The organism is Salmonella sp. FC25216 (assembly GCF_057751355.1).
Window position 1 is genome coordinate 287,694 of record NZ_JBDGON010000007.1, and the last position, 26,723, is coordinate 314,416.

Sequence of the window (26,723 nt, forward strand, 5' to 3'; positions counted from 1 at the left end):
TTAAGCGATGGTACGACCACCATCCATCAGAATGGTTTGCCCCTGGATGTACGAGTTGTCTTTATCAGCCAAAAAGATTGCCAGGTTAGCCACATCGTCAATGGTGCCAAGGCGGCGCACTGGAATTTTTTCCAGAACAGCATCAAGATCAGCCTGGGTAGGATAATTGACGCGCATCATTTCACCGGTATCAATCAGGCGCGGAGCGATAGCGTTAACATTGACACCCTTAGGCCCCAGTTCTTTTGCCAGACCGCGAATCAATCCTTCACCACCAGCTTTACTGGCAGGGTAACTCACGCCACCGCCAGTACCGGAAAGCGCCGAGCCGGAGGAGATATAAACGATAGATCCATGGTTAGTGGTGAAGTCGTCGTAGAATGCTTTAACGGTGTTAAACAGGCCAGTAAGGTTAATTGCAATCGTTTTATTCCACTCTTCAAAAGTGATGTTATTAACCTTATTAGCAAACGCCACGCCAGCGTTTAATACCAGAATATCAATGCGTCCGAAGGTTTGAAAAACCTGCTCGCGAACGTTTTCCAGAGCTTTCGGATCGGATACATCGGTTTTAACGAATAAGGATTTAACATTACCGAAAGTTAACTCTTCGGCCGTCTTTTTACCATTTTCTTCGTTATAATCGACAATGACAGTATGAGCCCGACGGTCTGCGAATTGCTTAGCAATTCCTTTACCGATTCCATGTGCCCCACCGGTTACTAGCGCGACTTTACCTTCAAAATTACTCATTTCACTATACTCCTCAAAATCTCATGACAAAGGGGAGGACAACTCCCCTTTCAGGTAATTGGTGATTTAATGAATGCTAATAATAGCGTGTAGGGTTAATGGGTTTATTTTTTACCGAACTGCTATTGGATCGCTGCCCTTAATGCCTGATAGCTTTCTCTCGGTGTATCGTTAAATAACGCGCCACCTACAACAATTAAATCAGCACCCGCTTCTTTTACCTTTTTAGCAATTTCAGCATTAACGCCGCCATCAACTTCAATCTGAATATTGCGTTCAGCAACCATCTTTTTAGTATTTCTGATCTTCTCCAGACTTTTTTCAATAAATGTCTGGCCAGGCTGACCTGGGTTGATGGTCATAATCAAGATATAATCAATATCATCCAGGAGGTATTCAATTACATGTTCCGGAGTCCCCGGATTGAGCACCACACCGGCTTTGCGTCCGGCTTTCTTGATCTTCTGGATAATATAATGAACATGTGGTGTTGATTCATAATGAACTGAAATCATTTCCGCCCCGGTTTTAATAACATCATCGATATGTCTTTCCGGGTTTGCCAGCATCATATGCACATCAAATGTCATTGAACTGGCTTTCTTCATTGCTGCAATTTGATTAGGACCGAAGGCTATATTGCTTACATAAGTGCCATCCATTAAATCAACATGCAGAATTTCTGTTTTTTCTGTTTCCAGAAACTGAATTTCTTCCTGCAAACGTAATATGTTTGCACCAAATAATGATGGTAAAATTTGTGCCATTTTAGTCAACTCCGTAAATTAATGCGTAACTGTGCTCAACCAGTAGGTCAGAATCTCCCATGGGCCGGTTAATACGAAGTCCGTACCCTGGCCATTCAGGCCGACTCCAGCACCATTCAGGAACTGAGTTGCACCGGGCGCGACATATCCCCCCAGATACATAACCACCACACAAAACAGTAAGGTTGAGATAATCGAGCGAATAACGTTGCCGTTACTGACCATGACGGTCATGGTCGTCATGTAGATAATTGACATCAGAACGCCAATTGGGAATATCTGAATACCCGGTAAAACCAGCGCACAAAGCATTGTCAGAGGGATGGTAATAACGGTGACAGTCACAGTTGCCGGATCGCCAAGCGCCAGGGCGCAGTCCATCCCGATATTCAGTTCCGCATCTTTACCCATCTGCTTTTGCATGATTTCTTTAGCACTCTTACCTATCGGGTTAAGTCCTTCCATAAGGACCCCAACCACTTTTGGCAACAGTACCATGACGCCAGCCACGCCCATCGCCATTGGCACGATGGTTGTAATGGGTTGTTTGGTTAACAATCCCAGGAGACAACCGACAATCACGCCGATGATTGCGGGTTCACCGAATACACCCAGTCGCTTCTGAACGCTCTCTAAATCCACATCCAGCTTGTTTAACCCCGGAATGAAATCGATAATTTTGTTAACAACCCATGCAAATGGAAGTGTCCATCCGATGTGGATCATTGTGGTACAGGTCGTCCCCTCCAGGCCATAGTATTTCTGCCATCTTGGCGCAATAAGATCACCAATAAACAGTGCGGCTACGCTCAGAACCACGGCGACACCTAACCCAAGGAAAAAGCTGTCAAAGACGAAATACGCAAGAGCTCCCGGAACCAGGAAATGCATGTAGTTCCAGATATCAACATTGAGAGTTTTGGTAAGCTTCAGACGAACCAGGATCAGGTTCAGGATAATGCCAATAGGAATAACCATTGCGGCAAACGGGGCAACCCACGCAGCTGCGCCAACGGCAGGCCATCCAATATCAGCCACGGTGAAACCGCTGCCAATTTTTGAGTAATACGTAATTGCTGGCTGCAGGGCTGTGTTTAGCAGCCCAACAACCAGTCCCAGACCGATGAAACCGATACCTACAGTGATGCCAGATTTAATGGCGGCACCAACTTTCATTCGAAAAACCAGACCTAAAAGGAAAATAACAAGCGGCAATATTGCTGTAGCGCCCATGCTTGTAATAGTAAACATGATGTTTTTTAACATTTCCATTTAACCATCCCCCGTCTTTTTTAGACTTTAGCCTTTGGAAATTTCGCTTAACAGTTCACCTAATTTTTTACGCAGCGCGGCTTCGTTAATACCGGTAATAAAACCTGCGACGCTCATGTGCGGTTTACCAATATCACCTTTATAATTATTCGTCGTCAGGACCACGTCAGCGCTTTGCATTTCGGAGGAGAGTTCGGACATGCTGCATTTATTAATCTTAACGTTGGCAATGCCGTATTCAGCACAAACCGATTTAACTTCATCAGCGGCAAGTGTGGAGGTTGCTACACCGCTTCCGCAGGCTACGAGGATAGTAATCATGGTAAAATCTCCGGGTAATTGTTATTTAATTATCGTGTTAATAAACAATGCCTTTGCTTCTTCAGCAGGAAGCTCCAGCATCTGGTGGTAAAAATCAGCTAACTGAAGATGGTTAAACAGCGCCTTCAACAACTGCAATTGATCTGCAGGTTGGGTAACAACCAGGTTGACAACCAGGCGAACCCACAATTTTTCATCGCCATCTGCCTGATTAACTTCTATTTCCTGTGGCAAACGAATGATATAAATCGCCGGGCTGACGGCGTGCTGGCTATCACAATGGGGGATGGCGACAGCATAGCCGTCAAGTAAAATTCCAGTTGGGTAGTCGGCTTCACGTTCACGCAGCGCCTGGAGGTAAGTCTCTTTTACAATCCCATCGGCCAGATGTTTCTGGTGAATATGCTCCAGCACTTCATCATAATTTTTGTATGCCGCCCCATCCGCGACATTGATAGAAATTGCACCCACTTTTTTCTCCTCACCTTACCATTTGCTCATGTGATTGAGCTTATGCTCAATCACATGAGCAGTTATAGCACATCAGTGAATTGCTGAAATGGGGAGCTTGCAAAAGTTATATCTTGATCACACTAAATCACATAAGCGCATTGCATAAAATGCTCATATGAGCAAATGTGGTGATTGATTAATGCACTGAAAATAATTAACTTATTGATTTTTAATGAATTAAATTAAAATGACTTATTCTGGGGGTTTTTACGATGACAATACCTCAAATGCTCTTATGAGCGCGGCGTGCTGATAACTGTTGTTTCAGCAGGACAACGGCACATGAAATGTGCCGTCATTGAATTTAGAATCAACAGGTTACCACTGTCGTATGTTTCGCAACTTCGGCAACACCGTCCTTATCAGCAATATCATTAGTGATCAGCGCGGTAATCTCAGACCAGTCGCAGATCTTAAATAAGCTGCTGCGCTGGAATTTAGTGTAATCGCCCAGGATATATCTCTTCTCGGAATGGGCAATGATCGTTCGATCCAGAAAGGCATCTGAGGAGGAGGGAGTGGACGGGCCCGTCATATTGTTGAAGCCATCGGTGCCGATAAAGCATAGATCAACATTAATATCATTAATCATTGACACAGCCCACCCGCCAAAGACAGAAGAGCTTTTTTTCCTCAGTTCTCCGCCGAACAAAAAGACCTGGTTATCTGACTCGATCAGCACACTGGCCACCGGCAAAGAATCGGTAAAAATTTTAAAGCCAGATTTCATGCACAACAGATTAGCCAGTTCATAGTTAGAACTCCCAGTACCAATAATCATTGAGCTATTGGGGGGGATAAAATCCAGCGCTTTTCTGGCTATAGCTTGTTTGAAAGTACTGTTTTCTTTTTCCCTGACCTGGAAAGGATGTTCAACAGCCCCCTGCTTTAAAGTCGCTCCTCCGTGGCTTTTAACCAGCAGCCCTTTTTTTTCAAGATGGGTGAGATCTTTACGGATGGTTTCATAAGTGACCTCATACTTTTTAGCAAGGTCGCTAACGTACACGGTACCCGCCGAAATAATCTCTTCAAGGATCAATTTTCTCCTTTCTTCAACCAGGTACATCCTTCCCCCCATAACCTTTCAACTCAATGCAATGAAGCGAATCATAGCACACAAGATACAAACAAAAACAAACTCCATCAGAAGACGAGTTGCCATCAGCCTGTGGGCAGTCATTCGTGAAAGTAACAGTCAAAAAATTAAAACCATTTTAAATCAATGCATTAATTATATTAAATCAAGTTCATTCACTACATGCTGTAAATCCTTCGTCCCAGAACAGCGCCACGAAATTGGTGAAAATTAGCTTTTATTTGTTTTTATTGGCTTTTAATTTTAATAAAATCAATATGTTATAATTTTTGTGATATTGATCTCAGTTGACAACCAATATTTACCAACTGCATACTTGGTTTAAGTTCTTTATGACAGGTTAGTTGAGATGAAAACGAAAATTGCAATCGCATGTGATGATGTAGGGTTTGATCGTAAGGAGGAAATTAAAAAGTACCTCGAAGAAGAGAAAAATGCCGAGGTCGTGTACGATCCCGTTAAACGAAAAGAAGACGGTTTCAACAACTTCGCTCGTCTTGCGGATGAAATGGCAGGTGTTATTCAGCGGGACGAATGCCGCCTAGGTATCTACATTTGCGGAACCGGAATTGGCTTTACTTGCCAGATAAATAAGCACTGGGGGATTCGTGCTGTCGCCGTCACCAACCCCTACTCGGCCAAGCGAGCAAGACTCAGTAACAATGCGCAGGTGATTGGACTTGGCTGCAGAGTTAATGATCTTGAATACACAAAAATGATCATTGATGCCTGGTATGACAATGCGTTTGACTTTGCCACTGCAAGGGAAAATTCCAAAAAGAATCTACTGGAAGCAGAACGCAGTGACAACGCATTGCTGACGAAACCTGAAGATATTCGATGGAATATGGGTTTCAGACCAGATGATGAGAAATCTGAGGGCTAATAAATGGAACTGATCACACAGTTTATCAATGACCTGGGTAACTTTATTTTTATACCGGTCATCTTCCTTATACTGATGAAACTTCTGGGGCGTCCCCTGTCGGAGTGTATTTCATCCGCCATTAAAGTCGGTATCGGTTTTATTGCATTAACCATGACCATCAAGCTGATGCTTGAAAAAATGCAGCCAGCGGTGACAGGGCTTGCTGAGGCCACCGGCTCCTCACTGAGCGCCATTGATGTTGGCGGCGCAGCCACAGCAGTTATGGGTTTTGGCTCAAGCATGGGGGCGATAATTATTCCTCTGTGCGTTGCCGTGAATATTGCCATGCTGGTGGCCCGTTTGACGGACTGCGTAAACGTTGACGTATTTAACCTTCACCAAAATGCCTCAATGGGAGCAATCGTTGGAGTTTACTCCGGCAGCTTCCTTTACGGTGTTCTTACGGCTGCATTGTTCCATGTCTGGGCGCTTATTGCGGCTGACCTGGGTGCGAAAAACAACGAAAAATTCTTCAACCTGCCAAAAGGCGTTGCCATCTCCCACCCGGTTGCAAACACCTATTTGCTGTTCGCTTATCCGTTTAACTGGATATACGATCGCATCCCTGGATTCCGTAATCTGAACGTTACGGCGGAAAGCATTCAGAAACGCTTTGGTATCCTTGGCGATCCGACCATGGTTGGTTTCATTATTGGTATTCTTCTTGGCTTCTGTGGTTATGGTTGGGAATCTCCGTATCACACCATTATCGCCAGCCTGCAGTTGGGTATGTACCTTGCCGCTGTGATGCTCCTGCTGCCACGCATGACCTCAATCATGATGGAAGGTCTGGTTCCGCTGTCCAACGTGGCACGTAAGAAACTGGTTAAACGTTTCCCGGATCGTGAGATCACTGTCGGGATGGATACCGCACTGATTGTTGGTCATCCTTCAGTTATCGCGCCTGCACTGCTGCTGATCCCGGTCATTGTTATTCTCGCCGTTGTCCTTCCCGGCAACCGAGTGATGCCTCTGGGAGACCTCTCGCAGTTCGTATTCTTTATTGCGTGCATGGTACCTGTTTTTAATGGCAACATTATTCGTACCTGGGTGACCTCCATCATCCTGTTTGGCGGCGGCTTATACATCGCTTCCTGGATGGCTCCAGCAACGAATGAAGTGTTCCAGAAATTCGGCACCAATCCTGATGCCAGCGTGATGTATTCATCGCTTAACCCGTCAGCTAACCCGTTCACCGGACTCTTTGCTGGACTCAGCCATGTTGGCATCGCAGGCTATGCTCTCGCCGCTGTATTGCTGTTGTCCGTAGGCTACTTACTCAAACAGAAAGCGCGCTGTCAGTTGAAAACTGAGGCGGAAGAAACGGCTTAAAACTTCATAAGGTGATTGAAAATGAAAAAGATTTTAGTTGTATGCGGAAACGGTATTGCCTCTTCTTCCATTATGGTTTCTGTCCTGCAGGACTACCTGAAAGAACAGAATATCGAAGCGCAGGTAGATAAATCCTCATTGATGGCCTGCACCACGGACACGTTTAACAGCTATGACCTGATTGTTTCTTCAACCAAGCTGGATAACCCAGGCATCACTACTCGTGTGATTGTGGGAGCGGGCCTGTTAACGGGTCTGGGCGAAGATGAGATTTTTGATGCCGTTAAAGAAGAAATGCTTAAGTAGGTAAATGATGAAACTTGAGATTGTGGTAAATGACGTCGAGGGTGCGATCGCTGACTGGCATGCAGCAATTGAGTTTGCAGGCCAGAAGCTTTTGGAAAAAGGCTATATCACTCCCGAGTATATTCAGGCCTGTCTGGAGCGTGAGAAGACTTATCCAACTGGTTTATTGATGGCAAACGGTCAGGGCATTGCCATCCCGCATGCAGACTATACGCTGGTAAAAACCAACAGCATAAGCATTGTGCGTTTTGATAAAGGAGTCGTGTTTGGTCAGATGGAAGATGCTGACCTCACAGTTGAATGCAGCATTATGTTTAATCTCGCATTCGCAACTAGCGATCAGCATATGTCTGTGCTGCGTCGCCTCTTTACGCTCTTCCAGGATATTTCGTTCATCGAGTCGTGCCGTAATCTCAAAACGCACGAAGTCGGGAAATATGTCGAAGAGATGCTTGTAGCGTCCTGATAAACAAAAGGCAGATAGGGGATATCTGCCTTTTTTTAAAAAAAAGAATGACCATCATGAAAAATTACTCCCTCGTTTTAAACGAGTTATCTTCGCTTGTGGATAAAATCGATGAGAAAGAATTTAACTCACTCGTTGATTCTATTATCACAGCCGGTCATGTATTTCTTGCCGGTGCCGGACGCTCAGGGCAAATGATAAACGCTTTTGCCAACCGGATGATGCACCTTGGCCTGTCCGTCAGTGTGGTAGGGGAAATCAGTTCTCCACATTCTCGCAAAAACGACCTGTTGATCGTTGGTTCAGGCTCCGGAGAAACCCAACGCCTGATCAACCAGGTGAAAATGGCAAAGAATAATGGCGTGTTTATCGCGCTCATCACTACCACACCAGATTCAACTCTGGCGACCCTGGCGGATTACGTACTCATCATCCCGGCAGGTCACAGCGCCCAACCAATGGGCTCTCTTTTTGAACAGGCTTCTCTGCTGACCTATGACAGTATTGTGCTGTCATTAATGGCCAATCTTAATGAAACCAGTCAGACGATGAAGGAACGCCACGCCGATATTGAATAATACCGCCGAGGCGTAAAGCGCTAGCGGCTATTAATCCAGAAGTTTAATAGCCGTATCAAAATCAGTAATCAGCACATTCAGAAGACCTGATTTGAGAGAGGCAACGATACCTTCATATTTTTCGTCCCCTCCAGCCACACCAATCAGTTTCTTTGTGGCGCGTAATTGATCTGTCGTAATGCCGAAACCCAGGCGGTTCAGCGGACTATCCAGAATTTCCCCTTTGCTATTTACCAGTGTTACGCATACATCAGCAGTAATGTCCTGGCTTATTAAAGCCTCACGCCACGCTTCAGGGAATATATCGCACAGACTGGAAGAGCCCGTTTTCCAGGCCCCAATGCCCGTAATAACGACATCCATATTTGAGTAAAATTTTTGCGTATCCTGAACAGCCTGATCGTCAGCGAGTTTCTGGGCTAAACTTTCGTCATCCACCCACATGGGTACATACATCGGGTGAGCTCTTCCGTGGGAAATTGCGGCAACTTTGTGTATTAGATCAATCGGTCCCTGACTAAATTCAATGCCAGGATGAACGCCAGAAAGCTGAACCACATCCAGAACAGGTAATGTCGTCAGTTGACTCACCGTACTTGAAAGAACCCGCCCCCAGGCCAGACCAAACTTCATACCCTCTTTGAGGTTCTCACTCAAGTAGGTCGCCGTTATCCCTCCCAGCTTGACGTTTAATTGTTCTTGAGAAGACCAGGACTCGGAAACGGAAAGCACAACTGCATCCTGCAATCTGTATTTCTTACAGAGATTTTGCGCTATTTCCTCATCAAGAGCCTGCTGTTTAGGGAAGGTAAATTTTACATACTCTTGTGCAATGGCTTCATCAATCAGGCGTGCAACTTTGAATCGAGACAGACCGAGCTCCTCTGCAATTTCTACCTTCGTCTTCATCTCAGAGAAGTAACGCTTAACAACAAGAGAGTAGATAAAACGAGGATCGCAGTTGCGCAGCTTCGGGTTTTTGTTCTCTTTTGGCATAGCGGTTATCCATATGTAACAGGAGGCATCACAAATTTGTTGAGCTATCCGCTCAGATGTAATACTCAAAAGAGTACACTTTTAATTGCTCATCAGATAGCTGTACAGGAGGGAATTTCGAATTTTGTGATGCAAAACGACCCGCCAATGCGGGAGTAAGATCGCAGAGAAGCCTCAGCACTAAGAACGTAAAATGAAGCCTCCCCCTCATGTTTACTTCACTCTTTGTCCTGCAATCAACGACTTTCTCGCCATCTTCCATAGCAAATGTAGTGGTTTACTGAATTTGGCCACCTGAACAGAGGTGATATCTGGACAGGCAGGCGCTGGGCTTACCTCGCCGTTGTTCTCGATTTGTTCGCCAGGAAACTGATAGGCTGGGCAATGTCATTCTCACCGGACAGCAAGCTAACCATCAATGCGCTGGAAATGGCGTGGGAAACCCGAGGTAAACCAGCGGGAGTGATGTTCCACAGCGTCCAGGGTAGCCACTACATAAGCAGGCAGTTCCGGCAGTTATTGTGGCGTTACCGGATCAGGCAAAGTATGAGCCGACGCGGAAACTGCTGGGATAACAGCCCGATGGAACGCTTCTTCAGAAGTCTGAAAAACGAGTGGGTGCCAGTGACAGGCTATATAAACTTTAGCGAAGCAGCTCATGCGATCACAGACTATATCGTCGGGTATTACAGCTCGCTAAAGCCGCATGACTATAACGGTGGGTTACCCCCAAACGAATCGGAAAACCGATACTGGAAAATGGAGTGACCACGCTCCGGTAGACAGTTTCTGTCCTCACGACGAGGCCTGTTCGAAGGCCTCCGGACTGACGCCGCCAAGGTGACTGTGGCGCCGGGCCCGGTTGTAGAAGACTTCAATGTAATCGAAGATATCGGCCCGGGCCAGATCCCGGGTTTTATAGATACGTTTTCTGATCCGTTCTTTTTTCAGCGAACTGAAGAACGATTCGGCCACCGCATTATCCCAGCAGTTGCCACGCCGGCTCATGCTCGGTGCCAGGTTATTGACCCGACAGAACCGTTGCCAGTCGTTGCTGCCGTACTGGCTGCCCTGGTCCGAGTGTACGATGACCTCGCCGTCAGGTTTTCGACGCCAGACGGCCATCATCAGCGTGTCGAGTGCCAGTTCACGTGAGAGAGTGGGCTTCATCGACCAGCCGACCACGTTACGGGCGAAGAGATCGATAACCACCGCCAGATACAACCAACCCTGCCAGGTGCGGATGTAAGTGATGTCTGTGTCCCAGATCTGAGTGTCCCGGACAACAGTAAACTGCCGCTGTACGCGATGAGGAGCTACCACTGAAGGTCGGCCGGCGATACGACGTGGCGCTTTATAGCCGCGTACGGCTTTGATCCGGTTCAGTTGCATGATACGCCCCCCCGTTTTTTACCGCAGGTTTCACCGATTTCGTTCAGGTCGCCATGAACCCGCCGGTAACCATATACGCATCCGCTCAGTGAATATGAGTCACGGATAAGCATCAGCAAACGCTGGTTATCTTTATCACGTGCCGAGACCGGGTTGTGCAGCCACGCATAGAACCCAGCCCGGGCGACATTCAGTACCCGACACATCGTCATCACACCCCATACAGTGCGGTGCTCGTTGATAAAGCGGTACTTCTGTCGGGCTCCCTTGCAAAGTACCGCGCGGCCTTTTTCAGGATATCCCGTTCTTCTTCGGTGCGTTTTAGCTGCGCCCGTAGTTTCAGGATCTCGCTTTTGGCTTCCAGTAAATCCCGAGCATGCTGCTCGCTGTTATCAGGCTTGATAGCCCGTAGCCACTTGTAGAGGTTGTGCGCAGAAACGCCAAAATGGTCGGATACTTCAGCAACGGAATAACCGCGTTCCGTTATCTGACGGACGGCTTCTTCCTTAAATTCAGGTGTAAATCGTGGTGTGCCCATATGCTCAAACTATAGGGCAGGATCGTCTACCGGGGTGGGGCCCGTCCAAGTTGGCTTGTTCAGGCTGGCGTTCCGATTTCTGTATTGCAGGAAATGGGTGGCTGGGAGTCTATCGAAATGGTTCGCCGATATGCTCATCTGGCACCAAATCACCTGACTGAACACGCTCGACAAATTAACTCTATTTTTGGTACTTCTGTCCCAAATATGTCCCACAGTAAAAATAAGGAAGGTACGAATAATACGTAAGCATTTGATTTAGATGGTGCGATAATAGGAACCAATAATCGCCCCCAACACAATGATTTTAATACATAAATTAAAATAGAAGATTTAAACTACACACACCCCTATACACATTGGTGAAGGCGTTCGCTTTCCGCGTATTCTCAAGGCAGAAAAAACTTTTTTTGGGGGAAAACTGTTCATACTACTCATTGTATTTTTTTTCATTAATATTCAAAAAGATATGAAATTAACGATTGATAAGAAGTGAACACTTTACTGTTCACCTTGACTGATTAATAAGTGCATAAAAACCTAATTTTTGAGCACGGAAGGTATTTGTTCCTTACCCCATTTTTTCTCTTTAGTCCAGTACAACAAAAAATGCGCCCAACAGAAGACTGTTTTGAATTTAAATGCAATCGCTTTGTAGTGATTGTAACGTAAGTTGATTTGATGGGTGCGATTTTGTTTAGCGATAATGGTATGTTGTAAAAATCATTTCGTTGCAATAAAATTGCATCGCTACATTTTATAGAAAATATCAATTAAATTTTAATACTCATTATTAATTTTGAGGCTAACAAGTGACTAGTTATTCAAACTTTTCCAATCAAATAAAAGAAACCATCAATAATAAATTCGATCATGAAATTCATGATTGGGACATTATAAAAAACTCAATCACAACTTTAATAAATAAAAATATCCATGGTGCAGGTAGAAATATCGTTGATTTTATAGATTTAGGTAACTGGGACTTTATTTCAAACTTTTCCTTTGATGACTCTACAAGAAGACTTGAATTAGAGTGGCACCCCAATGATAAATTCCATATATATATTGAGTCCGTTGTGTTTGTCGAGTTTAATGACACTATATATGCTTTCTTAAAGGGATACTATCACAATCAGTTATCTCTAAATAGAATATATAATACAAAATGCTCTTCATGTTCATTTGAAAACTCAGGTTCTTATATGGTAGACGTTTATAGAACGGTTAAAAGAGTAAATGAGACAATCCAGACCCCAAATATAAATTGCTATACTACATGTATTTTAACAAGGCCCGCAAATGGTCATGTTACATCTACAGGCTTCTCACGAAACCTCATGGATGCGATAAATATTTCATTAGCAGAGCACAAAATAGCCTCTTTACATAATGAAGTCATGAGTATTGAGGAATATGATCGTGATTCTTTACAAGAGAAAGGAAATACTGCCAGGAGATATTTAGAATATATTCTCATGCTTGTTAATATTCGTATAATGCATTTAAACAACGTTCAATACCAAGAGCAAATGCTAGGTAGTTTAGTTTCTGTTATTGAGGCTCTGGACTATGAACCATTAATGAAAAATAATGTTGAAATTACAAAGGACATCCTTAATGCTTGCAGCCACCACGGGGGGGTTAGAATTGAAAAGAAAGATGTAATTTTTTCTTTGGAAGTTATTGAAAACTTAATTAAAGCCATAAAAAAAACCGACATAAATAAATTACAACTCGATGGGATGTTTAAATCAATTCAAAAATAAACATCATCTAACAATGAGTTAGATGCATTTTCCGCTGTCGCCTTAGCATATAACTTTTAAATTTTATCGATATATATTTTGAGATAATTTCCTGTAGCGGATTTAAGACCGGCACAGCCGGTCTTAGGTCAGTTATTTCGCTGCAAACTCATCGCATTTTGGCAACCAGTCAGCATTGCTTTCCTCTCTTAGGGCCAGATTAGTCTGCATTCCTTGATTGGTCCGTCGTTTCTCATACTGCAGCCCATATTCCTTGAGCATTAACGGTAGCCCCTTGCCAAACATGGTCAGACTGAGCGTATTTTTATAGCCGTTAGCCTCCATGTAGACCAGATAGGCATGGTAGAGGTAAGTTCGAGGCTGACGTGGAACAATATTAGCGTTCCCCATAAACATGCCCGTGGTGTCAGGTAGGACCTCAAGGTAGCCGCAAAAATCAAAAGCTGAATCAGCATCACGTTTGATGGTGAGCGCTTCATCGGAGTTCTGCTGTGACTGAAGCAATGTCCTGGCACTCATTGGGTCGCTGAAACGCTGCATAAGCTGGCGAACAATCACCGCTAGCTCACTGGCAATTTTCTCTTTGAGCTGGGTATCGCGTTCCTCCGGGGCTATCTGGTCGGGGAAATGCAGGATCACCCTTCGGCGTGAAACTCCACCACTACGATCAGTGAAGCGCATCGGATTATTGTTCACAGCCAGGATGACCGCCGGGATGTGGGTTGAATAGGCGTTCTGATATTTGGGATCAACGGATACCGCATCGCCGCCAGTGATGGCTTTTAGTCCGGCCCCGTCACCGCTCCACTTTTCCTGGTCGGGAAGTCGAATCAGTGAAAAACCTATTAACGCAGCTCGTTCTCTTGGCGACTCAAGCATTTCAATGGTTGCCGAGGTCGCGTTATCTTCACCCGCCAGCATGGTTGCTATTTCAGCAAGAATACTCTTTCCACTTCCGCCAGGGCCAGTGACCTCCAGAAACAGCTGCCAGTCATAACGGTTAGCCAGCACCATAAACAATGCAGCCAGAATAATGTCCCGTTTTTCAGGATTAAAACCTGCGGCACGATCCAGCCAGCGCCAGAATGCCGGGGCATGGGTTTCCAGTGACTCACCGTCAACGGGCTGCGTGTAATCCACCTCGCACAGCGTACGTAACCAGTGCTTCTTATCGTGCGGGCTGAACAATCCTGTCCGGGTATCGAGCACACCGTTGCGAAATCCGATAAGTTGCCGCGCCGGATTCTGCTGTTGCGGAACGATCAGTTTGAGGGTTTCCACGAGAGACGCAATTTTCGCGGATGAAAAAGGTGCGTCGAGGCGCTGAAACAGCGCAGCGACATCACGGGCAAAATCGGCGTAATAGATAACTTTCCAGGCCCCCGCCTCATAGCGTGAAAGGAGTTGCCCGTTCGGGTCTACTGCCAGTGAATTTTTATAGTGATCCACTACCCTCTGCGCTTTTTCGCTGACGCTCAACGCGGTAAATTCAGCTTCGCTCATTGTGTCGAAGGGGCTGGCAACAGCTGGTTTTATTACTTCATGAATTGCATGCCGGGTGGCTTCTTCGCCGTTTTGCGTGAATGCATCGTTCCAGTCACCAAACACAGGCGGGAGCGCCATTGTGCAATTGCAGGCCCCGGTAACAGCTGCGCCCCTTGTTTGCCCCGCACCGTTGAGATCGCGGTCAGCAGCAATAATTATCTGGTGCGTTGGGTACTCACTGCAGGCAATGCTCGCCAGGGAAAGGAAATTGACGGACGAAAAGGCCACCATGACAGCATCGCCAGTCAGATAGTTGATAGTAAGTGCGGTGGCATATCCTTCCGCTATCCAGAGCCGTTTGGCTGCTTTGGCAGTACCTTCAACCAGGTAAAAGGCATTCTTAACCTGACCGCCTTTAAGGAAGCATTTGCCCCCATTAGCGTTGATTAACTGCAGATTTACCAGCTCTCCATCTGCATACAATGGAACGACAAGATCTCCCGCGCGAAATGCCACACCACCGACTTTATGCATGGCGGTTAATTCCCGGCAAGGCAGTGCAGGAAACCCTTTACTCGTCAGATAGGCATTGCCAGTGGTCTGGCGGGACTTATCAAACAAACGGGCAGCCAGCACTGCTGCAGCTTTTCTCCCGTCCTCTTTTTCAGGAGTACCAGATTCAAGCATTCCCTGAGATACTGGCAGCAGGTTTCCGGTAATGCCGTTTATTCTGTCTGCCGCTTCACTAATGCCTACATCCAGTACTTTACTTACAAGCGCCAGGCCATCACCTGCCCCGCACTGGTTACAGAACCACGTTCCCCGCCCTTCCTGGTCATCAAATCGAAAGCGGTCTTTCCCGGCACAGACCGGGCAGGGCTGGTGCCGATTTTTCAGTACATTTACGCCCAGCGCAGGTAAAATTCTTGACCAGTGACCCCGAGCTGCTTTCTCAGCCTGGCTAACTTTCATTCCTGACATTGTGCGGCCCTCCTTAGTGCAGCGCTGGTTTGTTGAGGTGACGGGAACAAAGTTCATCCATGACCGTCATTCCGAGCAGTGAGAGAACCGGACAGGCTTTAAGCGGCCCCGACTCCATCAGATCCGAAAGCAACGCGCAGGCAATTTCCAGTCCTCTTTGCTGCCCATGCTGGCGCAGATAGAACCCTTCCAGCTCGCGGGCTATGGCATCTTCAAGTTCAGCGAGCGTCAGGCCGGAATAACGTTCCTGATGATTGCTTAGAGCCAGCCAGGCACAGGCAACGGCACGGCGATACAGAGCGGCACGAAGTGCCAGAAGAGATTCACAGCATATCATCAGGCCACCTCCGCATTCATCAGGTCGTCATGGCAGCGTTGCACCACTCCATCCAGTTGCTCTGTCATCAGATAAATGAGGGAAACCAGTTGTTCGCATTGGGCACCTGCTGGCTTTTCATAACAGTCCTGCAGGGCTGCCATGCCAGTTACATACTCACCCACATTGCGTAAATGTTTCAGCCTTACAACATCGTCGTAGGAAATCTCAAACTGGTTCATAGCGTCACCTCCCCGGCAGGCAGCCGTGCAGAAAGGGAGAACACATAATCTCGGACTAGCAAACGGCGCGCGGAACGCTCATCGCAGGAGACAGTGCGAAGCATACAGATGCGGGGTTGAGTGTCAGCACGGCGGATTGCGGCAAACACAAAGACATATTGCGGGTGTGACGGGGTGAGGATTGTAGCCATGATGGCAGCCTCCAATAAGTAGCGGTTATTGCTACCACCGGAAACGCCAATTTCACTGGTGGCAGCCCGAACGGGGTTGGCGTAACCGGCCTTATTGGAAACCGGCCAGCCCGAAGGCTGCCCCGCCCGGACTACCATTATCTCGATAGAACCATGGTGTAAGCATAAACACCACAGCCCTGAAAATGGTTGTGCCTGAGCTACGACGTAAAAAAAGACGCAAGGGGCGTCAATTGTCGCCAATAAGTTATACGGAACGCCAATTCCGGCTGCCGATTTTGCGACAGCGGAAAAACTATACCTGGAAATGACGACAGTAAGCAAGCCAGAATAAAGGTATTTAATGTATGCAGGTATCATCATGCATCACATCCCCGCCCACGGGCGCTGATGCGGTCCGCCATCCATGCGCTGACCTCAGACTGTGCCCAGGCGACATTTTTACCGCCAAGCGGGATCTGCTTCGGAAACGCATCGCGGCTGATCAGGTCGTAAACGGTCGAACGGGACAACCCGCATAAGTGCATCACCTCAGGCAGGCGTAAAAATCGCTCATGATGGTTCGATACAGGAAATAATGGCGCAGCAGGAGCTGGCGCAGACACAGAAATATTACGCATTTATCTACCCTCTTTAATTTCCACAACAGTCCGGATGAATTTATCCGGGTTCAGGTAGTTCCTTATTATGTGTATATAAACCACCTGCGCACGCATTTTTTATTTAGCGTCACATATTGATTTTATGGAATTTAAAGCCCGATTAAACCATATAAAATGACATAATAAACACCATGCCTGCGGACTATAAATACAGGAGCATTAATAGGAACTACCATTCACCCAGGGTTTACTATCCTATGGGTCATTGCACCTGATAGTGCTAACCCCACCGCCAATACAGCAAGGCAGTACAACTTCTACACGAGGCCTTGCATTGCAGGCCCCAATTTCCGGGCATATTTTTGAATCGCATCCAACTTATAAACATTGGGCCTGCATAAAAACCTTGATATTAAATAACATCACCTTAAATCGTAAAATATATCCGAATGAATCCATAAAGAACCGGACAGATCTAGTTTTATAAAAATCAGTATGAAATGCAACACCATGGCCAGAGGCGAAAATGTTATTCCCCGGCAAAAACATGCAGTCTATTTATGTGCCTGTTGAATACTCCTGAATAAGGGTGAATAGTGGTGAGGAGCAAAAAACAAATAGCTACGAGGAATAAAAAAACCACCCATTATGAAAAAATACCATAAATAATTTTATTCCCATGTGAACAGTTATGAACAGTCGATGAATACTGCCATGCCAACCCTTCACCTTATAACCTTCTGTATTACCTATTTTTTTACCTAAGTGAATAGTAGTGAATAGTTAAGGTAAGTCTGAAACAGCCTTAGTTAAACGAGGCCTTTTCTGGCTAGCCAAAAGAGGTCTTTGTCTTGTCGCTCGCACAATGGCGTTCAATGGCAGCTTTGTATGCATCACAGCACAATTGACACCACGACAAACCACTAGGTGCTGACATGACAATCCCAGAACAGAACAATAACCCGATCGTTGAAATTTCTATCCCTGCTTCGACGCAACAGGCGCTTGAGAAAGTGAATGCCACCAAATCTGCATGGCTTGAAGCACGTCGTCAGCAAAAAGCGGCAGCGGATAATATTGCGACAATCCGCCAGCGCCGCGCTGAAATGGAAGCCACGACGAACGCCCTGAATGAGGAGTGGCGCACGCTATTTCGTGAAAGTCAGGGCGTAGTCTCAAAGGAAATGAAAAAACTGCGCACGGAAATTGTGCTGGGACGAGAAACGCTTGAGGATTTTGATGAGCTGCTGGCGGCTCAGGAAAGCGAAAATGCACTTTTGCCGCAGGAGGCTGCGGAATTAGCCGGAAAGTATATCCACGCGCACGACACCCTTGTGGGTATTCGCGCAAAACAAATCTGGGAAGATTTTATGCAGTCGCATGGAAAAGCACTAATCCAGACACTAAGCCTGCTCAAATCAACAATGGGCAGGGAAGCCAGCGCAGTTGTCGGTGTGGTGCATTCAGTTAATGACCCGGACACACTGCTGAAAGATTTTATTCATAAACATATCACCAGACCGGCTCTGACTAACGATGCGATGCCCGAACAGGACCCCGTGTTTAAACTGGCGGGAGTTGCCCCGGATTATGCGGCCCGTCTGGATTTCAGTAATAAACTCTCTCCAGCAGCTATGCATAAAATGAAGGTTCGTCAGGAACGTGCTGAGAAGGAGAAAGCAGTATGATGGCCCGAGTCACTCCAGACCAAGCGCTTATCAGTTTTAGAAATGCCCGTATTCTGTGGGCTGGACATAGTGAGAGCCGAAAAGCCGTTGAACAACAGATAGAATCTCTCCTCACTGCCATGGAAAAACCAGCAGATTATGCTCGACAGCTCGAATTACAGCGGGAACATCTGGATGTGCTGAAATGGCAAATTAACTGTGCTGCGCGCGAATGCATTTACTCGCAGCATCAACTGATGGAGGCCTGCACAGAAGACGCTCTCAGCAATTTTATGCAGGCGAATGGAGCAGCCCTGACATCTGCACTGGCTCCGTTCCTGAAGGGGCGCGGAGGGGTTGACGTTGCGTCCCGTATATTACGCAATGCTCTGGTTCGCCAGCTGGCAATAACACCGCCTGAAATTGCCGGGGATTATCGTAAGATTCTGGATGAATCCGGTGTGATGCCTGACCCCATGATGGTTCGTGATTGCCAGAGCTCTTACCCCCCTGCACAACAACTGCGCTTTCAGCAACGTCTGGATTACATTAACGGCATGCAGGAGTAATATTAATGGCACTTAAATGTCCCGAATGCGGTACGACGGCACACGCCAGAACCTCCGCCTATGAAGCACCATCGGTTAAACGCTCATGGTATCAGTGCCAGAATCTTGAATGTTCCTGCACATTTACCGCACTGGAAAGTGTGGATACGATAATCATGAAGCCCCGGCGCAATGAACAGGAATCAGAGAAAGCACAAATGCCGGAAAAACAACAGCAAACTCTCAATCGCTATGGCTCCGCGTCAAAGCTGTCAAGCCGTCAGCAAATTCCTGTCTGATTAGCAAAAAACGCCCACGTAATCCCGGTCCAGTACTGGGATTTTTTACGCCTTTTCCCTGGCTGGCCTGAGAGCGCATGAGTGCATGTCTATAGCGCATGAAAACGCATGATTCTCATGCACCATTTTTGACGCGAAAGCCCTTGTGTGGTGGCTTCTGAGACGATTTGCGGAATGCATGAAAACCAGTCTGTTAAGCGAAGCGGGCAGGCGTGGGGGGCTGCGCGCGCTAAGGGGTTAGATTATAAAATATCAAACGCCGGTGAGATCCATTATTGTGGAACCACCCGAAGGAAGTGTAGAGGCGAAAGTACCCAAAATAATTTTGCAAATTATTTAGAAATGAACTGAGCGCTCGAAACGAAATATAATTTCGAGCACCCCAATTAGCAGTTATATTTTTAATGTATTAAACAGGATAAAAACCAGAGCTTCCATTCTTATTTAAGTTATGGATTTTATTTGCATCATTAATTTTTATTTGGAACGTCGGACCTTTATTCTCAAGAATTACAATCTGGAAATTATAGTCCCTTTTGATTAATGCGTGATAAAATGAATCACTGAGACTGACGCTATTAACATCCGATAGAGAAACCCCTCTATCTTTATCAAAGTGCGTCACTAATGGACTATCAAGCACAACAAATCCAATGAATGGATTCCCTTTTCTTGATAAAAATTCCGCAAAGCAAATGGTAAATATAGCATGCATTACTGCACGGGTACCTTTACCAAACATTCCTCGGCGTTTCCCATTGATATTAAAGTCATATGTATCTTCGTCAAATCGCACTTTGTTATCTTTAGAATTATCAAAATTTATATCATTCAAAAAGTCTTGCATCGCTATTTCTATATCATACAAATCAGCTACTGTTAAGGAGTCAAAGTCCTCGGCGGAGTATTTAAGTTCGTCAACATCATCTTCTTTATCTTGTAATGAGGATAGAATGCTATGTTTTGTGTGATCCATTAAAAGATTGTCTTTATATTCATAAAGTGATTCAAGAGATGAATGTATTGTTTTATATTTTTTATCTTCTAACGTCTTAAAATCACTTTTTTCTGCTTGATAAATTTCATTAACATCATTTTTTCTTAACATAATTAATTCATGTTCGCGAACATTAGATTCGATTGATTCAATTAATCCTTTCAGCTGGCTTTTGATTTTCAATTTTTCTGCATTACACGACAAAAAATAATCATCATATGATATTTCATTTTCTTTTTTTTGCGGTGTATTACAGAACTCACAATAAATATCTGCAAAATTATTTAAATAGAAATTCGCCTGTGATACAACATCTATTCTTTGTAGATCTATAAAGTATTGGTCTTTAAGAAGACTAAATCTTTCAATGAGTAATGATAAGTATTTTTCCCTGTCACTGATTGAATATAATTCATCACTTAACTCTTTTAATAATTGCTTCTTATCATCAAGTGCATCAACAATACCTTTCAATATATCTTTCGATGATTCAATATCTTGCTCTACTTTCTCAAGTTCTCTTGAAACAATGACTTGATCATATTCAGGATAAATTAATTGCGCTTTCAATTCCTCATAAATATTTGCAATTTGATTTTTTAAAAAATATCTTGCTTTTTTATTTGGTTTTTCTGCTAAGGAGTTAGTATCATCTCTCTGAGTTAAAAGGAATTTAAATTCAGACTTTCTTTTTGTCTCCTCGCTAGGAATATCAGAAAGAATTAACGACTTCTCAGTTAACACTCTTAATTCATCAATACAAAAAAATTCAAAAACATTATTAAGATTAAATTTATGAAGAGTATTACTTAAGTTTGTTCTTACTTTAGCCTCTTTGAAATTCAACCTACCATAAAAGTATGATGAAAAACTCTTTTTAGACGAAGCACTTTTGGAAAAAACCATCAACAGATTAGCTTCACTAACATTTTCAATGCTCGAATCATATAATCTGTAATGGGCGCTATCCTGAAGAGACCTCTCAATTGTCATTACCCTACCTTGAAAATTAAATTCCAGATAGGCTAAATCATAACCTTGAGCATGATCGATATCTTTATTTTTTAGTTTTTCACTCCCTAATAAATATCGAATCAAATAATATATGTATGTTTTTCCAGAGTCAGAACCACCATATAAAATAGTCAATTTAGAACCAAATTCAATTATAGCATCTAATTTATTGAATCCGGTTACCTTTATTTTTCTGAACGTAAAAAAATTGTCATTCATAATTAAATTCCATATCATATTTGCCAATTTTATTTTTTATAATTGATTGCAACTGCTCATCAGGAATATCACTATATAACTTAACCACCAAATTTATATTATGCTCCATCTGCGCAACATATTCATTATGTAGAGAATTTGTAAATGCATATGTTTTTTCAGAAGCTTTATATACAAAACCACGATGTGTATAAATTTTTGAGGCTAGTTCATAGCCTTGCAACAAAGCCAATGATTCTAAAACAATCTCTCGTTTTAGGGCTAACTGAGCATCTCTACGGGGTATTGGAGGATGAAGACTAATCTCTTCAGGTAAAAAATCCTTAAGATTTACTAAAATAAAATCAAAACAAATAAGCCGTTCAAGGCTTAATGAAGAAGGATAAATAGCGACGAGCACTTTCGCTATTCGACATGCCACTTCTAAACTTGAATTATAAATTCTAACCATTATCTCACCGTCCAAATTACTTCACCATCATTAACCAAATGATGGCATATTCCTTTTTTATCATTTGCTTCACATATTTTTGATAGTACTGAATGTGCAATTGGTGTCAGAACAGCCTGCTTCAAGACTGCATTACACCTAATAAATGCATAATTATGGTCTTCATAAAAGACGGGTTCAATTGAAGATGAAATGTAACATTTCAATGCTTTGAATACATCATCTTTAAATACTTCGCGGACAAAAACCTCAAGCGAAGATGCAAAATAAAAATCATTTCTACTATTATTAAAGTGTCGTCTGTATGGATCATCAAGCTCTAAGAAAGAACTATAAGTTTTATTTCCATGCTCTGAATAGGCTTGAAGCAGTGCATTAACATATACAGACTCTTTTTTTGAATTGTATGTTGGAATTTCATTTGGAGGGATTCTCACGACATACAGCTCGTTAAAGTACTTAAAATAAAGGTGTGTATTTGCAATATCATTTAAAATCAATGATAAGGGTAGAGAGTAAAAAATACTAAAATCAAAATCCTCAATATATTTTTTTATTTCATCATCTAATGGAATATCAATCTTTTTAGTTATTTTTTTTGAAATTGCTGAATCCCATGAATCAAGGACTGCTTTTTTAAGCTCGTTTTTATTTTTCAATAAATTAGAAAATGTAGTAGATAAATCATAGGGTGCCACAAAAAAGTACTTCTGAGGGATGGGATAATCACCATTCAGAGTAAAATAGATAAGTTTTCCAAACTCAACTACAACATCAGAGAACCCTAAACTTTTTTTGTACAGTTTGCATTGATAATTATCCCAAGAATAACCTTCTACGTTAGGATCCGATTTATATCCAACAACGTCTCTACCTTTATCTCCAGCTCCTCCCAAACGTTCGCTCCACGGGTAATCATCTGATTTACAGACAATAAGCCAATCATGGACAAATACCTCCCATTGTTCATCATCCCATGTCAATATTTCCGAAAGTGGTTGAGACACAAATTAACTCCTTTTTAGTCTTTCAAATATCAAATTACTGTACCAGTCCATCATAGACTTCCTTCCACTAAAATATTGAGCATGGTTATAAGTCCCCCTAATAGAATTTTTATCTACATGAGCCAACTGGATTTCAATCCAAGCACTCTCAAAACCTTGCTCATGCAGGATTGTAGAAAGGGTATGACGAAAACCATGTCCAGTGACTTTTCCTCCATACCCAATACGCTTAATGGCTTGATTTATACTCGCTTCGCTCATTGGCCTATTCGGATCGTTCCGCCCTGGAAAAACATAACGATAGTTCCCTGTCATGATCTTGAGTTCATTGAGTAAATCTACCGCTTGAGATGATAAGGGCACAAGATGTGGCCTACGCATTTTCATCCTTTCAGCAGGAATTTCCCAAATAGCGTTATCCAGATCAAATTCTTGCCATAATGCCGCGCGTAATTCGATGGTTCTCACACCCGTAATCATCAGTAATTTCGTGGCTATCTGGACAAGCTTACTCCCGGAGTAACCCTCTAAGGCACGTAGAAAATCAGGTATCTCATCAGCTTTTAGGAATGGGAAATGATTGGATTGGTGTACTTCGAGAGCGCTGGAGAGATCAGCCGCAGGATTGTACTCCGCCCTACCCGTTGCAATTGCGTAGCGAAACACTTCGGAGCAACGCTGCCGCACTTTGCGCATTTTCTCCAACGCACCACGTTTCTCAATTTTACGCAGAACGTTCAGCAGCTCTAGCGGTTTAATCTCTCCCACAGGCCTTGTTCCGACATAAGGAAAAATGTCGTTCTTAAACGCTTCCATGATGTCTGATGCATATCCCGCCGACCATTTAGCAGATTTAAGTTGATGCCACTCTCTGGCTATCTTTTCGAAGGCGTTCTCTGACTCTGTTTGCATAGCTAGCTTTTGCTCTTTTCGAACCTCACTAGGGTTCTTTCCTTCTGCCACAAGTTTTCGAGCTTCATCACGACGGGAACGAGCATCGGCAAGGGTGATCGTTGGGTAAACACCAAGCGAGATCATTTTGGGTTTGCCGGCATAGCGATAGCGGAACCGCCAACTCTTGCTTCCATTAGGTTCTATAAGCAATGACAACCCTAGCCCATCTCCAAGTGTATAGGCTTTAGCTTCAGGCTTAGCGCGGCGAATCTGCATATCGTTTAAAGGCATGTGTATAGGAATCCAGGACCGAACAGGAACATATACACAATCCTATACACATTCTGTATCGGATTCTACTGGATGGTTACGGACGCCGAGGGACTTAAAATCAGTAAGGTCTTTATAAATCAGGGTATTTATGGATGAATACGGACGTTTTGGGACGTTGAAATGGTGCCGATAATAGGAGTCGAACCTACGACCTTCGCATTACGAATGCGTAAATTGATCTTGTAAAATCAATACCTATCGAATTTAAATGGATTTTTTGCCACAATATTGCCACAGTTCGTTAGGAATCAGACAGAAATGGCGACTATACGCAAACGTGGTAACTACCAATGGGAAGCTCAAATCCGTAAACGTGGTTTTCCCTCTCAAACCAAAACCTTTAACACCAAAGTAGAAGCAGAAGCTTGGGCCAAAATGATCGAGTCAGAAATGGCGAGAGGAGTTTGGCTTAGCCGCAGCGAAGCGGAATCTACGACATTGTATGAAGCCCTAACGCGATATGAAAAAGAGATTGTTCCCGACAAAAAAGGGGCAGTGCAAGACCGATCATTGGTGCGGATACTAAAAGGCACTCAGCTGGCGAAAAACTATATGGCCAGCATCAGGAGTGCCGATGTCGCCAAGCTGAGAGATGAATGGTTGAAAATCTATGCTCCTGCAACCGTTTTAAGGCGTTTGGCCTTACTTTCTCATGTATTCAATGTTTCGCGGAAAGAATGGGGCATGGAGAGCCTGCTGAACCCCGTAGAGGCCATTCGCAAACCCCAACCCAAGAACTCCAGGACCAGACGCCTGGAAGCGCTGCCTGTAGTTTCTGAGAAAACCGGTGTTACGTCAGGAAAGCAAATAGCCAACGAGATCGAACATATCATCGCCGCAACACATTCATTAGTATTGCCAGCAATCATTCTTCTGGCGTTAGAGACAGCCATGCGCCGTAGCGAAATCGCAGAGCTTCGATGGCGCTTTATCGACCTTGATCGGCGAGTTGCACATCTGCCGGATACTAAGAATGGTAATGCCCGCGATGTCCCTTTATCAACGAAAGCCATTACGATACTGTCCAGTCTCAAGGAACATTCTAAGCCAGCTGCTGATAAGGTTTTTGATATGCGTGCAGACGCGATTACCCGAGCTTTTGACCGAGCTGTAAAACGAGCCAGAGAACGATACGAGAAAACAAACTCATTATGTGATGAATCTTTCCTTAAAGATTTAAGATTTCATGACCTTCGACATGAAGCAACTTCTCGACTTGCTGAAATTTTCCCTATGCATGAACTAACCAAAATTACAGGACATAAAGATCCAAGAATGCTAATGCGGTATTATCATCCAAAAGCTGAAGATTTGGCGTTAAAGTTGAAATAAGGACGTTGTATGGATTATAAAAATAAGTTAGTTGATGCATCACCAAAATTAAACAACCCTCAACTATTGGCTATAATATACTTAATACCTTTTGGATACTTGATTGTAGAAAACCCATTATGGCTAGAAAATATATACATTGCCGCTCCAATTTTCCTATCATCTATAGCTTTATTAACCAGTGTATACATAGGATATCGTGATTTATTAAATAAAGTATTTAATAATGCAGTAGTTAAATGGGGCGTAACTGGCTTTACATATTCCGTATGCTTATGGATCGCAAAGTTTAAGCTTGACATAGCTTATGGTATAGTCCCAGAAAACCTTAATTACTCGACATTAGCTTATGCTTTCATGCTCTCATTTCCAATAGGGGCAATGATTTGTGCAATTACAGTCTATATATACATATTTTTGCGAGATGTATCCCCAGCAAAAATAGTAATATCCTCTATGATTTCAGTATATATTGGAAGCTTGGCTCAACATCATATACAGGTGAACAATCTTCCTGAAAAAATAATATTAATAGGACTTATAATTATGGTCCCCTATAACATGGTCAATTTAGCTAGTTCATTAGTTATTAAAAGGAAATTTAATTTTAATCGTTTAGTATCAGGCTTATCCCTTTTTGCTGTGTCAGTTGCTCTTTTTATTATTAGCATGACAGCAATGAAATACATTGAAAGATTTCAAGAAAAGTTTATTTTTCTCGATGCAAGAACATCTACGACATGTGGTAGCTCAGAAAGCAAATCTCTTTATATTGAAAAAAATGAAAATCAGTGTTATAAAATATCAGGAAATAAATTCTCGGAGTTAAGACTAACTCTTGTAGATAAAAATATCTCGAATATAAATAATAAAGGCACTTCAACTTATGAACAAAAATAACCCTGCTAATTCATTTTCTATAGAAGCAAGGAAAGAAGCTTTTCGGAGAGCTGAAGCCAGTCTTTTTTTATCAAGTAAAGATCCCAAAGGCTCCTCATTTTTTAATGAAATAAAAAGTAAGGTAATCAATGGAGAGCTAACCTATGAAGAGGCAAAGAGAGAAGTATTAAATTATCACATTGAACAATCTAAAAATCAAAATAAAAAAGGCTAACATT

Annotated in this window: 27 protein-coding genes, 1 tRNA gene and 4 pseudogenes; 14 read left to right on the top strand and 18 right to left on the bottom strand. The window is 43.7% G+C overall.

Translation table 11 applies throughout. The features are described 5' to 3' along the window. The 6 genes from AC3G3F_RS16155 to AC3G3F_RS16180 form a co-directional block, all read right to left on the bottom strand. Complete coding sequence (locus tag AC3G3F_RS16155) at window positions 1-753, bottom strand: SDR family NAD(P)-dependent oxidoreductase (protein WP_079814227.1); 753 nt, start codon at window positions 751-753, stop codon at window positions 1-3. Window positions 754-875: 122 nt separating this feature from the next. Further along, window positions 876-1,520, bottom strand: a complete 645-nt coding sequence (gene rpe, locus AC3G3F_RS16160) for a ribulose-phosphate 3-epimerase (protein ID WP_079814226.1) — start codon at window positions 1,518-1,520, stop codon at window positions 876-878. 18 nt (window positions 1,521-1,538) lie between these two features. After that, window positions 1,539-2,792, bottom strand: a complete 1,254-nt coding sequence (locus AC3G3F_RS16165) for a PTS transporter subunit IIC (RefSeq protein ID WP_079814225.1) — start codon at window positions 2,790-2,792, stop codon at window positions 1,539-1,541. 27 nt (window positions 2,793-2,819) lie between these two features. After that, the gene (locus tag AC3G3F_RS16170) at window positions 2,820-3,113 is read right to left on the bottom strand and encodes a PTS sugar transporter subunit IIB (protein ID WP_025106018.1); all 294 of its coding nucleotides are present in this window, start codon (window positions 3,111-3,113) and stop codon (window positions 2,820-2,822) included. Window positions 3,114-3,134: 21 nt separating this feature from the next. After that, window positions 3,135-3,584, bottom strand: coding sequence for a PTS galactitol transporter subunit IIA (gene gatA / locus AC3G3F_RS16175; protein ID WP_079814224.1), 450 nt, complete (start codon window positions 3,582-3,584; stop codon window positions 3,135-3,137). A gap of 352 nt (window positions 3,585-3,936) precedes the next feature. Next, window positions 3,937-4,692, bottom strand: a complete 756-nt coding sequence (locus tag AC3G3F_RS16180; protein ID WP_079814223.1) for a DeoR/GlpR family DNA-binding transcription regulator — start codon at window positions 4,690-4,692, stop codon at window positions 3,937-3,939. 379 nt (window positions 4,693-5,071) lie between these two features. Between AC3G3F_RS16180 and AC3G3F_RS16185 the strand changes: the two genes are divergently transcribed. The 5 genes from AC3G3F_RS16185 to hxlB are packed head-to-tail and all read left to right on the top strand — an operon-like array spanning window position 5,072 to window position 8,332. Further along, window positions 5,072-5,608 carry an RpiB/LacA/LacB family sugar-phosphate isomerase gene (locus AC3G3F_RS16185; RefSeq protein WP_079814222.1) on the top strand — a complete coding sequence of 179 codons (537 nt, stop codon included), beginning with the start codon at window positions 5,072-5,074 and terminating at the stop codon, window positions 5,606-5,608. A gap of 3 nt (window positions 5,609-5,611) precedes the next feature. Beyond that, the gene (locus AC3G3F_RS16190; RefSeq protein WP_079814221.1) at window positions 5,612-6,982 is read left to right on the top strand and encodes a PTS galactitol transporter subunit IIC; all 1,371 of its coding nucleotides are present in this window, start codon (window positions 5,612-5,614) and stop codon (window positions 6,980-6,982) included. Window positions 6,983-7,003: 21 nt separating this feature from the next. After that, entirely contained in the window at window positions 7,004-7,288 is a 285-nt protein-coding gene (locus AC3G3F_RS16195; RefSeq protein WP_000723161.1) for a PTS sugar transporter subunit IIB, read from the top strand. A gap of 7 nt (window positions 7,289-7,295) precedes the next feature. Further along, window positions 7,296-7,754, top strand: a complete 459-nt coding sequence (locus AC3G3F_RS16200) for a PTS sugar transporter subunit IIA (protein WP_079814230.1) — start codon at window positions 7,296-7,298, stop codon at window positions 7,752-7,754. A 56-nt stretch (window positions 7,755-7,810) separates the two neighbouring features. Next, the gene (gene hxlB, locus AC3G3F_RS16205; RefSeq protein ID WP_079814229.1) at window positions 7,811-8,332 is read left to right on the top strand and encodes a 6-phospho-3-hexuloisomerase; all 522 of its coding nucleotides are present in this window, start codon (window positions 7,811-7,813) and stop codon (window positions 8,330-8,332) included. A gap of 30 nt (window positions 8,333-8,362) precedes the next feature. Here the strand turns inward: hxlB and AC3G3F_RS16210 are convergent, their stop codons facing one another. Continuing rightward, window positions 8,363-9,328: a sugar-binding transcriptional regulator gene (locus tag AC3G3F_RS16210; RefSeq protein WP_079814220.1), complete on the bottom strand. Its 966-nt coding sequence runs from the start codon at window positions 9,326-9,328 to the stop codon at window positions 8,363-8,365. Window positions 9,329-9,637: 309 nt separating this feature from the next. On the opposite strand from AC3G3F_RS16210, the pseudogene AC3G3F_RS16215 reads away from it, so the two are divergent. Then, window positions 9,638-10,096 (top strand): annotated as a pseudogene (locus AC3G3F_RS16215) (IS3 family transposase); the annotation flags it as partial. A gap of 27 nt (window positions 10,097-10,123) precedes the next feature. On the opposite strand, the pseudogene AC3G3F_RS16220 reads toward AC3G3F_RS16215, so the two are convergent. Next, window positions 10,124-11,258 (bottom strand): annotated as a pseudogene (locus AC3G3F_RS16220) (IS3 family transposase). A gap of 48 nt (window positions 11,259-11,306) precedes the next feature. On the opposite strand from AC3G3F_RS16220, the pseudogene AC3G3F_RS16225 reads away from it, so the two are divergent. Beyond that, a pseudogene (locus tag AC3G3F_RS16225) lies at window positions 11,307-11,507 on the top strand (tyrosine-type recombinase/integrase); the annotation flags it as partial. 563 nt (window positions 11,508-12,070) lie between these two features. Continuing rightward, window positions 12,071-13,027: a hypothetical protein gene (locus tag AC3G3F_RS16230; RefSeq protein ID WP_039514466.1), complete on the top strand. Its 957-nt coding sequence runs from the start codon at window positions 12,071-12,073 to the stop codon at window positions 13,025-13,027. 132 nt (window positions 13,028-13,159) lie between these two features. Here the strand turns inward: AC3G3F_RS16230 and AC3G3F_RS16235 are convergent, their stop codons facing one another. The 5 genes from AC3G3F_RS16235 to AC3G3F_RS16255 are packed head-to-tail and all read right to left on the bottom strand — an operon-like array spanning window position 13,160 to window position 16,862. Next, the gene (locus AC3G3F_RS16235; RefSeq protein ID WP_114050523.1) at window positions 13,160-15,493 is read right to left on the bottom strand and encodes a primase-helicase zinc-binding domain-containing protein; all 2,334 of its coding nucleotides are present in this window, start codon (window positions 15,491-15,493) and stop codon (window positions 13,160-13,162) included. 13 nt (window positions 15,494-15,506) lie between these two features. Then, complete coding sequence (locus tag AC3G3F_RS16240) at window positions 15,507-15,830, bottom strand: DUF5375 family protein (RefSeq protein ID WP_000562750.1); 324 nt, start codon at window positions 15,828-15,830, stop codon at window positions 15,507-15,509. Beyond that, window positions 15,830-16,051 (bottom strand): hypothetical protein, encoded by a 222-nt coding sequence (locus tag AC3G3F_RS16245; protein WP_001071227.1) that lies wholly within the window; start codon window positions 16,049-16,051, stop codon window positions 15,830-15,832. Before AC3G3F_RS16245 ends, AC3G3F_RS16240 begins: the two co-directional genes overlap by 1 nt. Next, window positions 16,048-16,605: a host cell division inhibitor Icd-like protein gene (locus AC3G3F_RS16250; RefSeq protein WP_488395341.1), complete on the bottom strand. Its 558-nt coding sequence runs from the start codon at window positions 16,603-16,605 to the stop codon at window positions 16,048-16,050. The genes AC3G3F_RS16245 and AC3G3F_RS16250 overlap by 4 nt, the downstream gene beginning before the upstream one ends. Beyond that, window positions 16,602-16,862, bottom strand: coding sequence for a helix-turn-helix transcriptional regulator (locus tag AC3G3F_RS16255; protein WP_001244581.1), 261 nt, complete (start codon window positions 16,860-16,862; stop codon window positions 16,602-16,604). The genes AC3G3F_RS16250 and AC3G3F_RS16255 overlap by 4 nt, the downstream gene beginning before the upstream one ends. Before the next feature lie 917 nt (window positions 16,863-17,779). Here AC3G3F_RS16255 and AC3G3F_RS16260 point away from each other — a divergent pair. The 3 genes from AC3G3F_RS16260 to AC3G3F_RS16270 are packed head-to-tail and all read left to right on the top strand — an operon-like array spanning window position 17,780 to window position 19,358. Then, complete coding sequence (locus tag AC3G3F_RS16260) at window positions 17,780-18,532, top strand: phage polarity suppression protein (protein ID WP_488395342.1); 753 nt, start codon at window positions 17,780-17,782, stop codon at window positions 18,530-18,532. Continuing rightward, window positions 18,529-19,080 (top strand): phage polarity suppression protein, encoded by a 552-nt coding sequence (locus AC3G3F_RS16265; RefSeq protein WP_488395343.1) that lies wholly within the window; start codon window positions 18,529-18,531, stop codon window positions 19,078-19,080. The genes AC3G3F_RS16260 and AC3G3F_RS16265 overlap by 4 nt, the downstream gene beginning before the upstream one ends. 5 nt (window positions 19,081-19,085) lie before the next feature. After that, on the top strand, window positions 19,086-19,358 hold the full coding sequence (locus tag AC3G3F_RS16270; RefSeq protein ID WP_021294172.1) for an ogr/Delta-like zinc finger family protein: 273 nt from the start codon (window positions 19,086-19,088) through the stop codon (window positions 19,356-19,358). A gap of 409 nt (window positions 19,359-19,767) precedes the next feature. Here the strand turns inward: AC3G3F_RS16270 and AC3G3F_RS16275 are convergent, their stop codons facing one another. The 5 genes and pseudogenes from AC3G3F_RS16275 to AC3G3F_RS16295 form a co-directional block, all read right to left on the bottom strand. Next, the gene (locus AC3G3F_RS16275) at window positions 19,768-21,588 is read right to left on the bottom strand and encodes a hypothetical protein (protein WP_223152479.1); all 1,821 of its coding nucleotides are present in this window, start codon (window positions 21,586-21,588) and stop codon (window positions 19,768-19,770) included. Beyond that, on the bottom strand, window positions 21,581-22,039 hold the full coding sequence (locus AC3G3F_RS16280; protein WP_000251689.1) for an ABC-three component system middle component 2: 459 nt from the start codon (window positions 22,037-22,039) through the stop codon (window positions 21,581-21,583). The genes AC3G3F_RS16275 and AC3G3F_RS16280 overlap by 8 nt, the downstream gene beginning before the upstream one ends. Continuing rightward, window positions 22,039-22,657 (bottom strand): annotated as a pseudogene (locus tag AC3G3F_RS16285) (ABC-three component system protein). Before AC3G3F_RS16285 ends, AC3G3F_RS16280 begins: the two are co-directional and overlap by 1 nt. 392 nt (window positions 22,658-23,049) lie before the next feature. Beyond that, window positions 23,050-24,231: a tyrosine-type recombinase/integrase gene (locus AC3G3F_RS16290; protein WP_001130496.1), complete on the bottom strand. Its 1,182-nt coding sequence runs from the start codon at window positions 24,229-24,231 to the stop codon at window positions 23,050-23,052. A gap of 163 nt (window positions 24,232-24,394) precedes the next feature. Then, window positions 24,395-24,506, bottom strand: a tRNA-Ser gene (locus AC3G3F_RS16295). Between the two features lie 25 nt (window positions 24,507-24,531). Here AC3G3F_RS16295 and AC3G3F_RS16300 point away from each other — a divergent pair. The 3 genes from AC3G3F_RS16300 to AC3G3F_RS16310 are packed head-to-tail and all read left to right on the top strand — an operon-like array spanning window position 24,532 to window position 26,719. After that, entirely contained in the window at window positions 24,532-25,605 is a 1,074-nt protein-coding gene (locus AC3G3F_RS16300) for a site-specific integrase (protein WP_001396517.1), read from the top strand. 9 nt (window positions 25,606-25,614) lie between these two features. Then, a complete protein-coding gene (locus tag AC3G3F_RS16305; RefSeq protein WP_063809049.1) occupies window positions 25,615-26,505 on the top strand; it encodes a hypothetical protein in 891 nt (296 codons plus the stop codon). Next, window positions 26,492-26,719: an antitoxin VbhA family protein gene (locus AC3G3F_RS16310; RefSeq protein ID WP_063809048.1), complete on the top strand. Its 228-nt coding sequence runs from the start codon at window positions 26,492-26,494 to the stop codon at window positions 26,717-26,719. The genes AC3G3F_RS16305 and AC3G3F_RS16310 overlap by 14 nt, the downstream gene beginning before the upstream one ends. Window positions 26,720-26,723: the final 4 nt, after the last annotated feature.

Excerpts from the sequence above, each read along its gene's own strand:
- AC3G3F_RS16170 (WP_025106018.1), bottom strand. The coding sequence starts at position 3,113 with ATGATTACTATCCTCGTAGCCTGCGGAAGCGGTGTAGCAACCTCCACA.
- rpe (WP_079814226.1), bottom strand. The coding sequence starts at position 1,520 with ATGGCACAAATTTTACCATCATTATTTGGTGCAAACATATTACGTTTG.
- AC3G3F_RS16240 (WP_000562750.1), bottom strand. The coding sequence starts at position 15,830 with ATGATATGCTGTGAATCTCTTCTGGCACTTCGTGCCGCTCTGTATCGC.
- AC3G3F_RS16305 (WP_063809049.1), top strand. The coding sequence starts at position 25,615 with ATGGATTATAAAAATAAGTTAGTTGATGCATCACCAAAATTAAACAAC.
- AC3G3F_RS16290 (WP_001130496.1), bottom strand. The coding sequence starts at position 24,231 with ATGCCTTTAAACGATATGCAGATTCGCCGCGCTAAGCCTGAAGCTAAA.
- AC3G3F_RS16270 (WP_021294172.1), top strand. The coding sequence starts at position 19,086 with ATGGCACTTAAATGTCCCGAATGCGGTACGACGGCACACGCCAGAACC.
- AC3G3F_RS16195 (WP_000723161.1), top strand. The coding sequence starts at position 7,004 with ATGAAAAAGATTTTAGTTGTATGCGGAAACGGTATTGCCTCTTCTTCC.
- AC3G3F_RS16210 (WP_079814220.1), bottom strand. The coding sequence starts at position 9,328 with ATGCCAAAAGAGAACAAAAACCCGAAGCTGCGCAACTGCGATCCTCGT.
- AC3G3F_RS16255 (WP_001244581.1), bottom strand. The coding sequence starts at position 16,862 with ATGCGTAATATTTCTGTGTCTGCGCCAGCTCCTGCTGCGCCATTATTT.
- AC3G3F_RS16155 (WP_079814227.1), bottom strand. The coding sequence starts at position 753 with ATGAGTAATTTTGAAGGTAAAGTCGCGCTAGTAACCGGTGGGGCACAT.
- AC3G3F_RS16260 (WP_488395342.1), top strand. The coding sequence starts at position 17,780 with ATGACAATCCCAGAACAGAACAATAACCCGATCGTTGAAATTTCTATC.
- AC3G3F_RS16245 (WP_001071227.1), bottom strand. The coding sequence starts at position 16,051 with ATGAACCAGTTTGAGATTTCCTACGACGATGTTGTAAGGCTGAAACAT.
- hxlB (WP_079814229.1), top strand. The coding sequence starts at position 7,811 with ATGAAAAATTACTCCCTCGTTTTAAACGAGTTATCTTCGCTTGTGGAT.
- AC3G3F_RS16250 (WP_488395341.1), bottom strand. The coding sequence starts at position 16,605 with ATGATGATACCTGCATACATTAAATACCTTTATTCTGGCTTGCTTACT.
- AC3G3F_RS16265 (WP_488395343.1), top strand. The coding sequence starts at position 18,529 with ATGATGGCCCGAGTCACTCCAGACCAAGCGCTTATCAGTTTTAGAAAT.
- AC3G3F_RS16165 (WP_079814225.1), bottom strand. The coding sequence starts at position 2,792 with ATGGAAATGTTAAAAAACATCATGTTTACTATTACAAGCATGGGCGCT.
- AC3G3F_RS16185 (WP_079814222.1), top strand. The coding sequence starts at position 5,072 with ATGAAAACGAAAATTGCAATCGCATGTGATGATGTAGGGTTTGATCGT.
- AC3G3F_RS16275 (WP_223152479.1), bottom strand. The coding sequence starts at position 21,588 with ATGAATGACAATTTTTTTACGTTCAGAAAAATAAAGGTAACCGGATTC.
- AC3G3F_RS16180 (WP_079814223.1), bottom strand. The coding sequence starts at position 4,692 with ATGTACCTGGTTGAAGAAAGGAGAAAATTGATCCTTGAAGAGATTATT.
- AC3G3F_RS16300 (WP_001396517.1), top strand. The coding sequence starts at position 24,532 with ATGGCGACTATACGCAAACGTGGTAACTACCAATGGGAAGCTCAAATC.
- AC3G3F_RS16280 (WP_000251689.1), bottom strand. The coding sequence starts at position 22,039 with ATGGTTAGAATTTATAATTCAAGTTTAGAAGTGGCATGTCGAATAGCG.
- AC3G3F_RS16310 (WP_063809048.1), top strand. The coding sequence starts at position 26,492 with ATGAACAAAAATAACCCTGCTAATTCATTTTCTATAGAAGCAAGGAAA.
- AC3G3F_RS16190 (WP_079814221.1), top strand. The coding sequence starts at position 5,612 with ATGGAACTGATCACACAGTTTATCAATGACCTGGGTAACTTTATTTTT.
- AC3G3F_RS16235 (WP_114050523.1), bottom strand. The coding sequence starts at position 15,493 with ATGTCAGGAATGAAAGTTAGCCAGGCTGAGAAAGCAGCTCGGGGTCAC.
- AC3G3F_RS16200 (WP_079814230.1), top strand. The coding sequence starts at position 7,296 with ATGAAACTTGAGATTGTGGTAAATGACGTCGAGGGTGCGATCGCTGAC.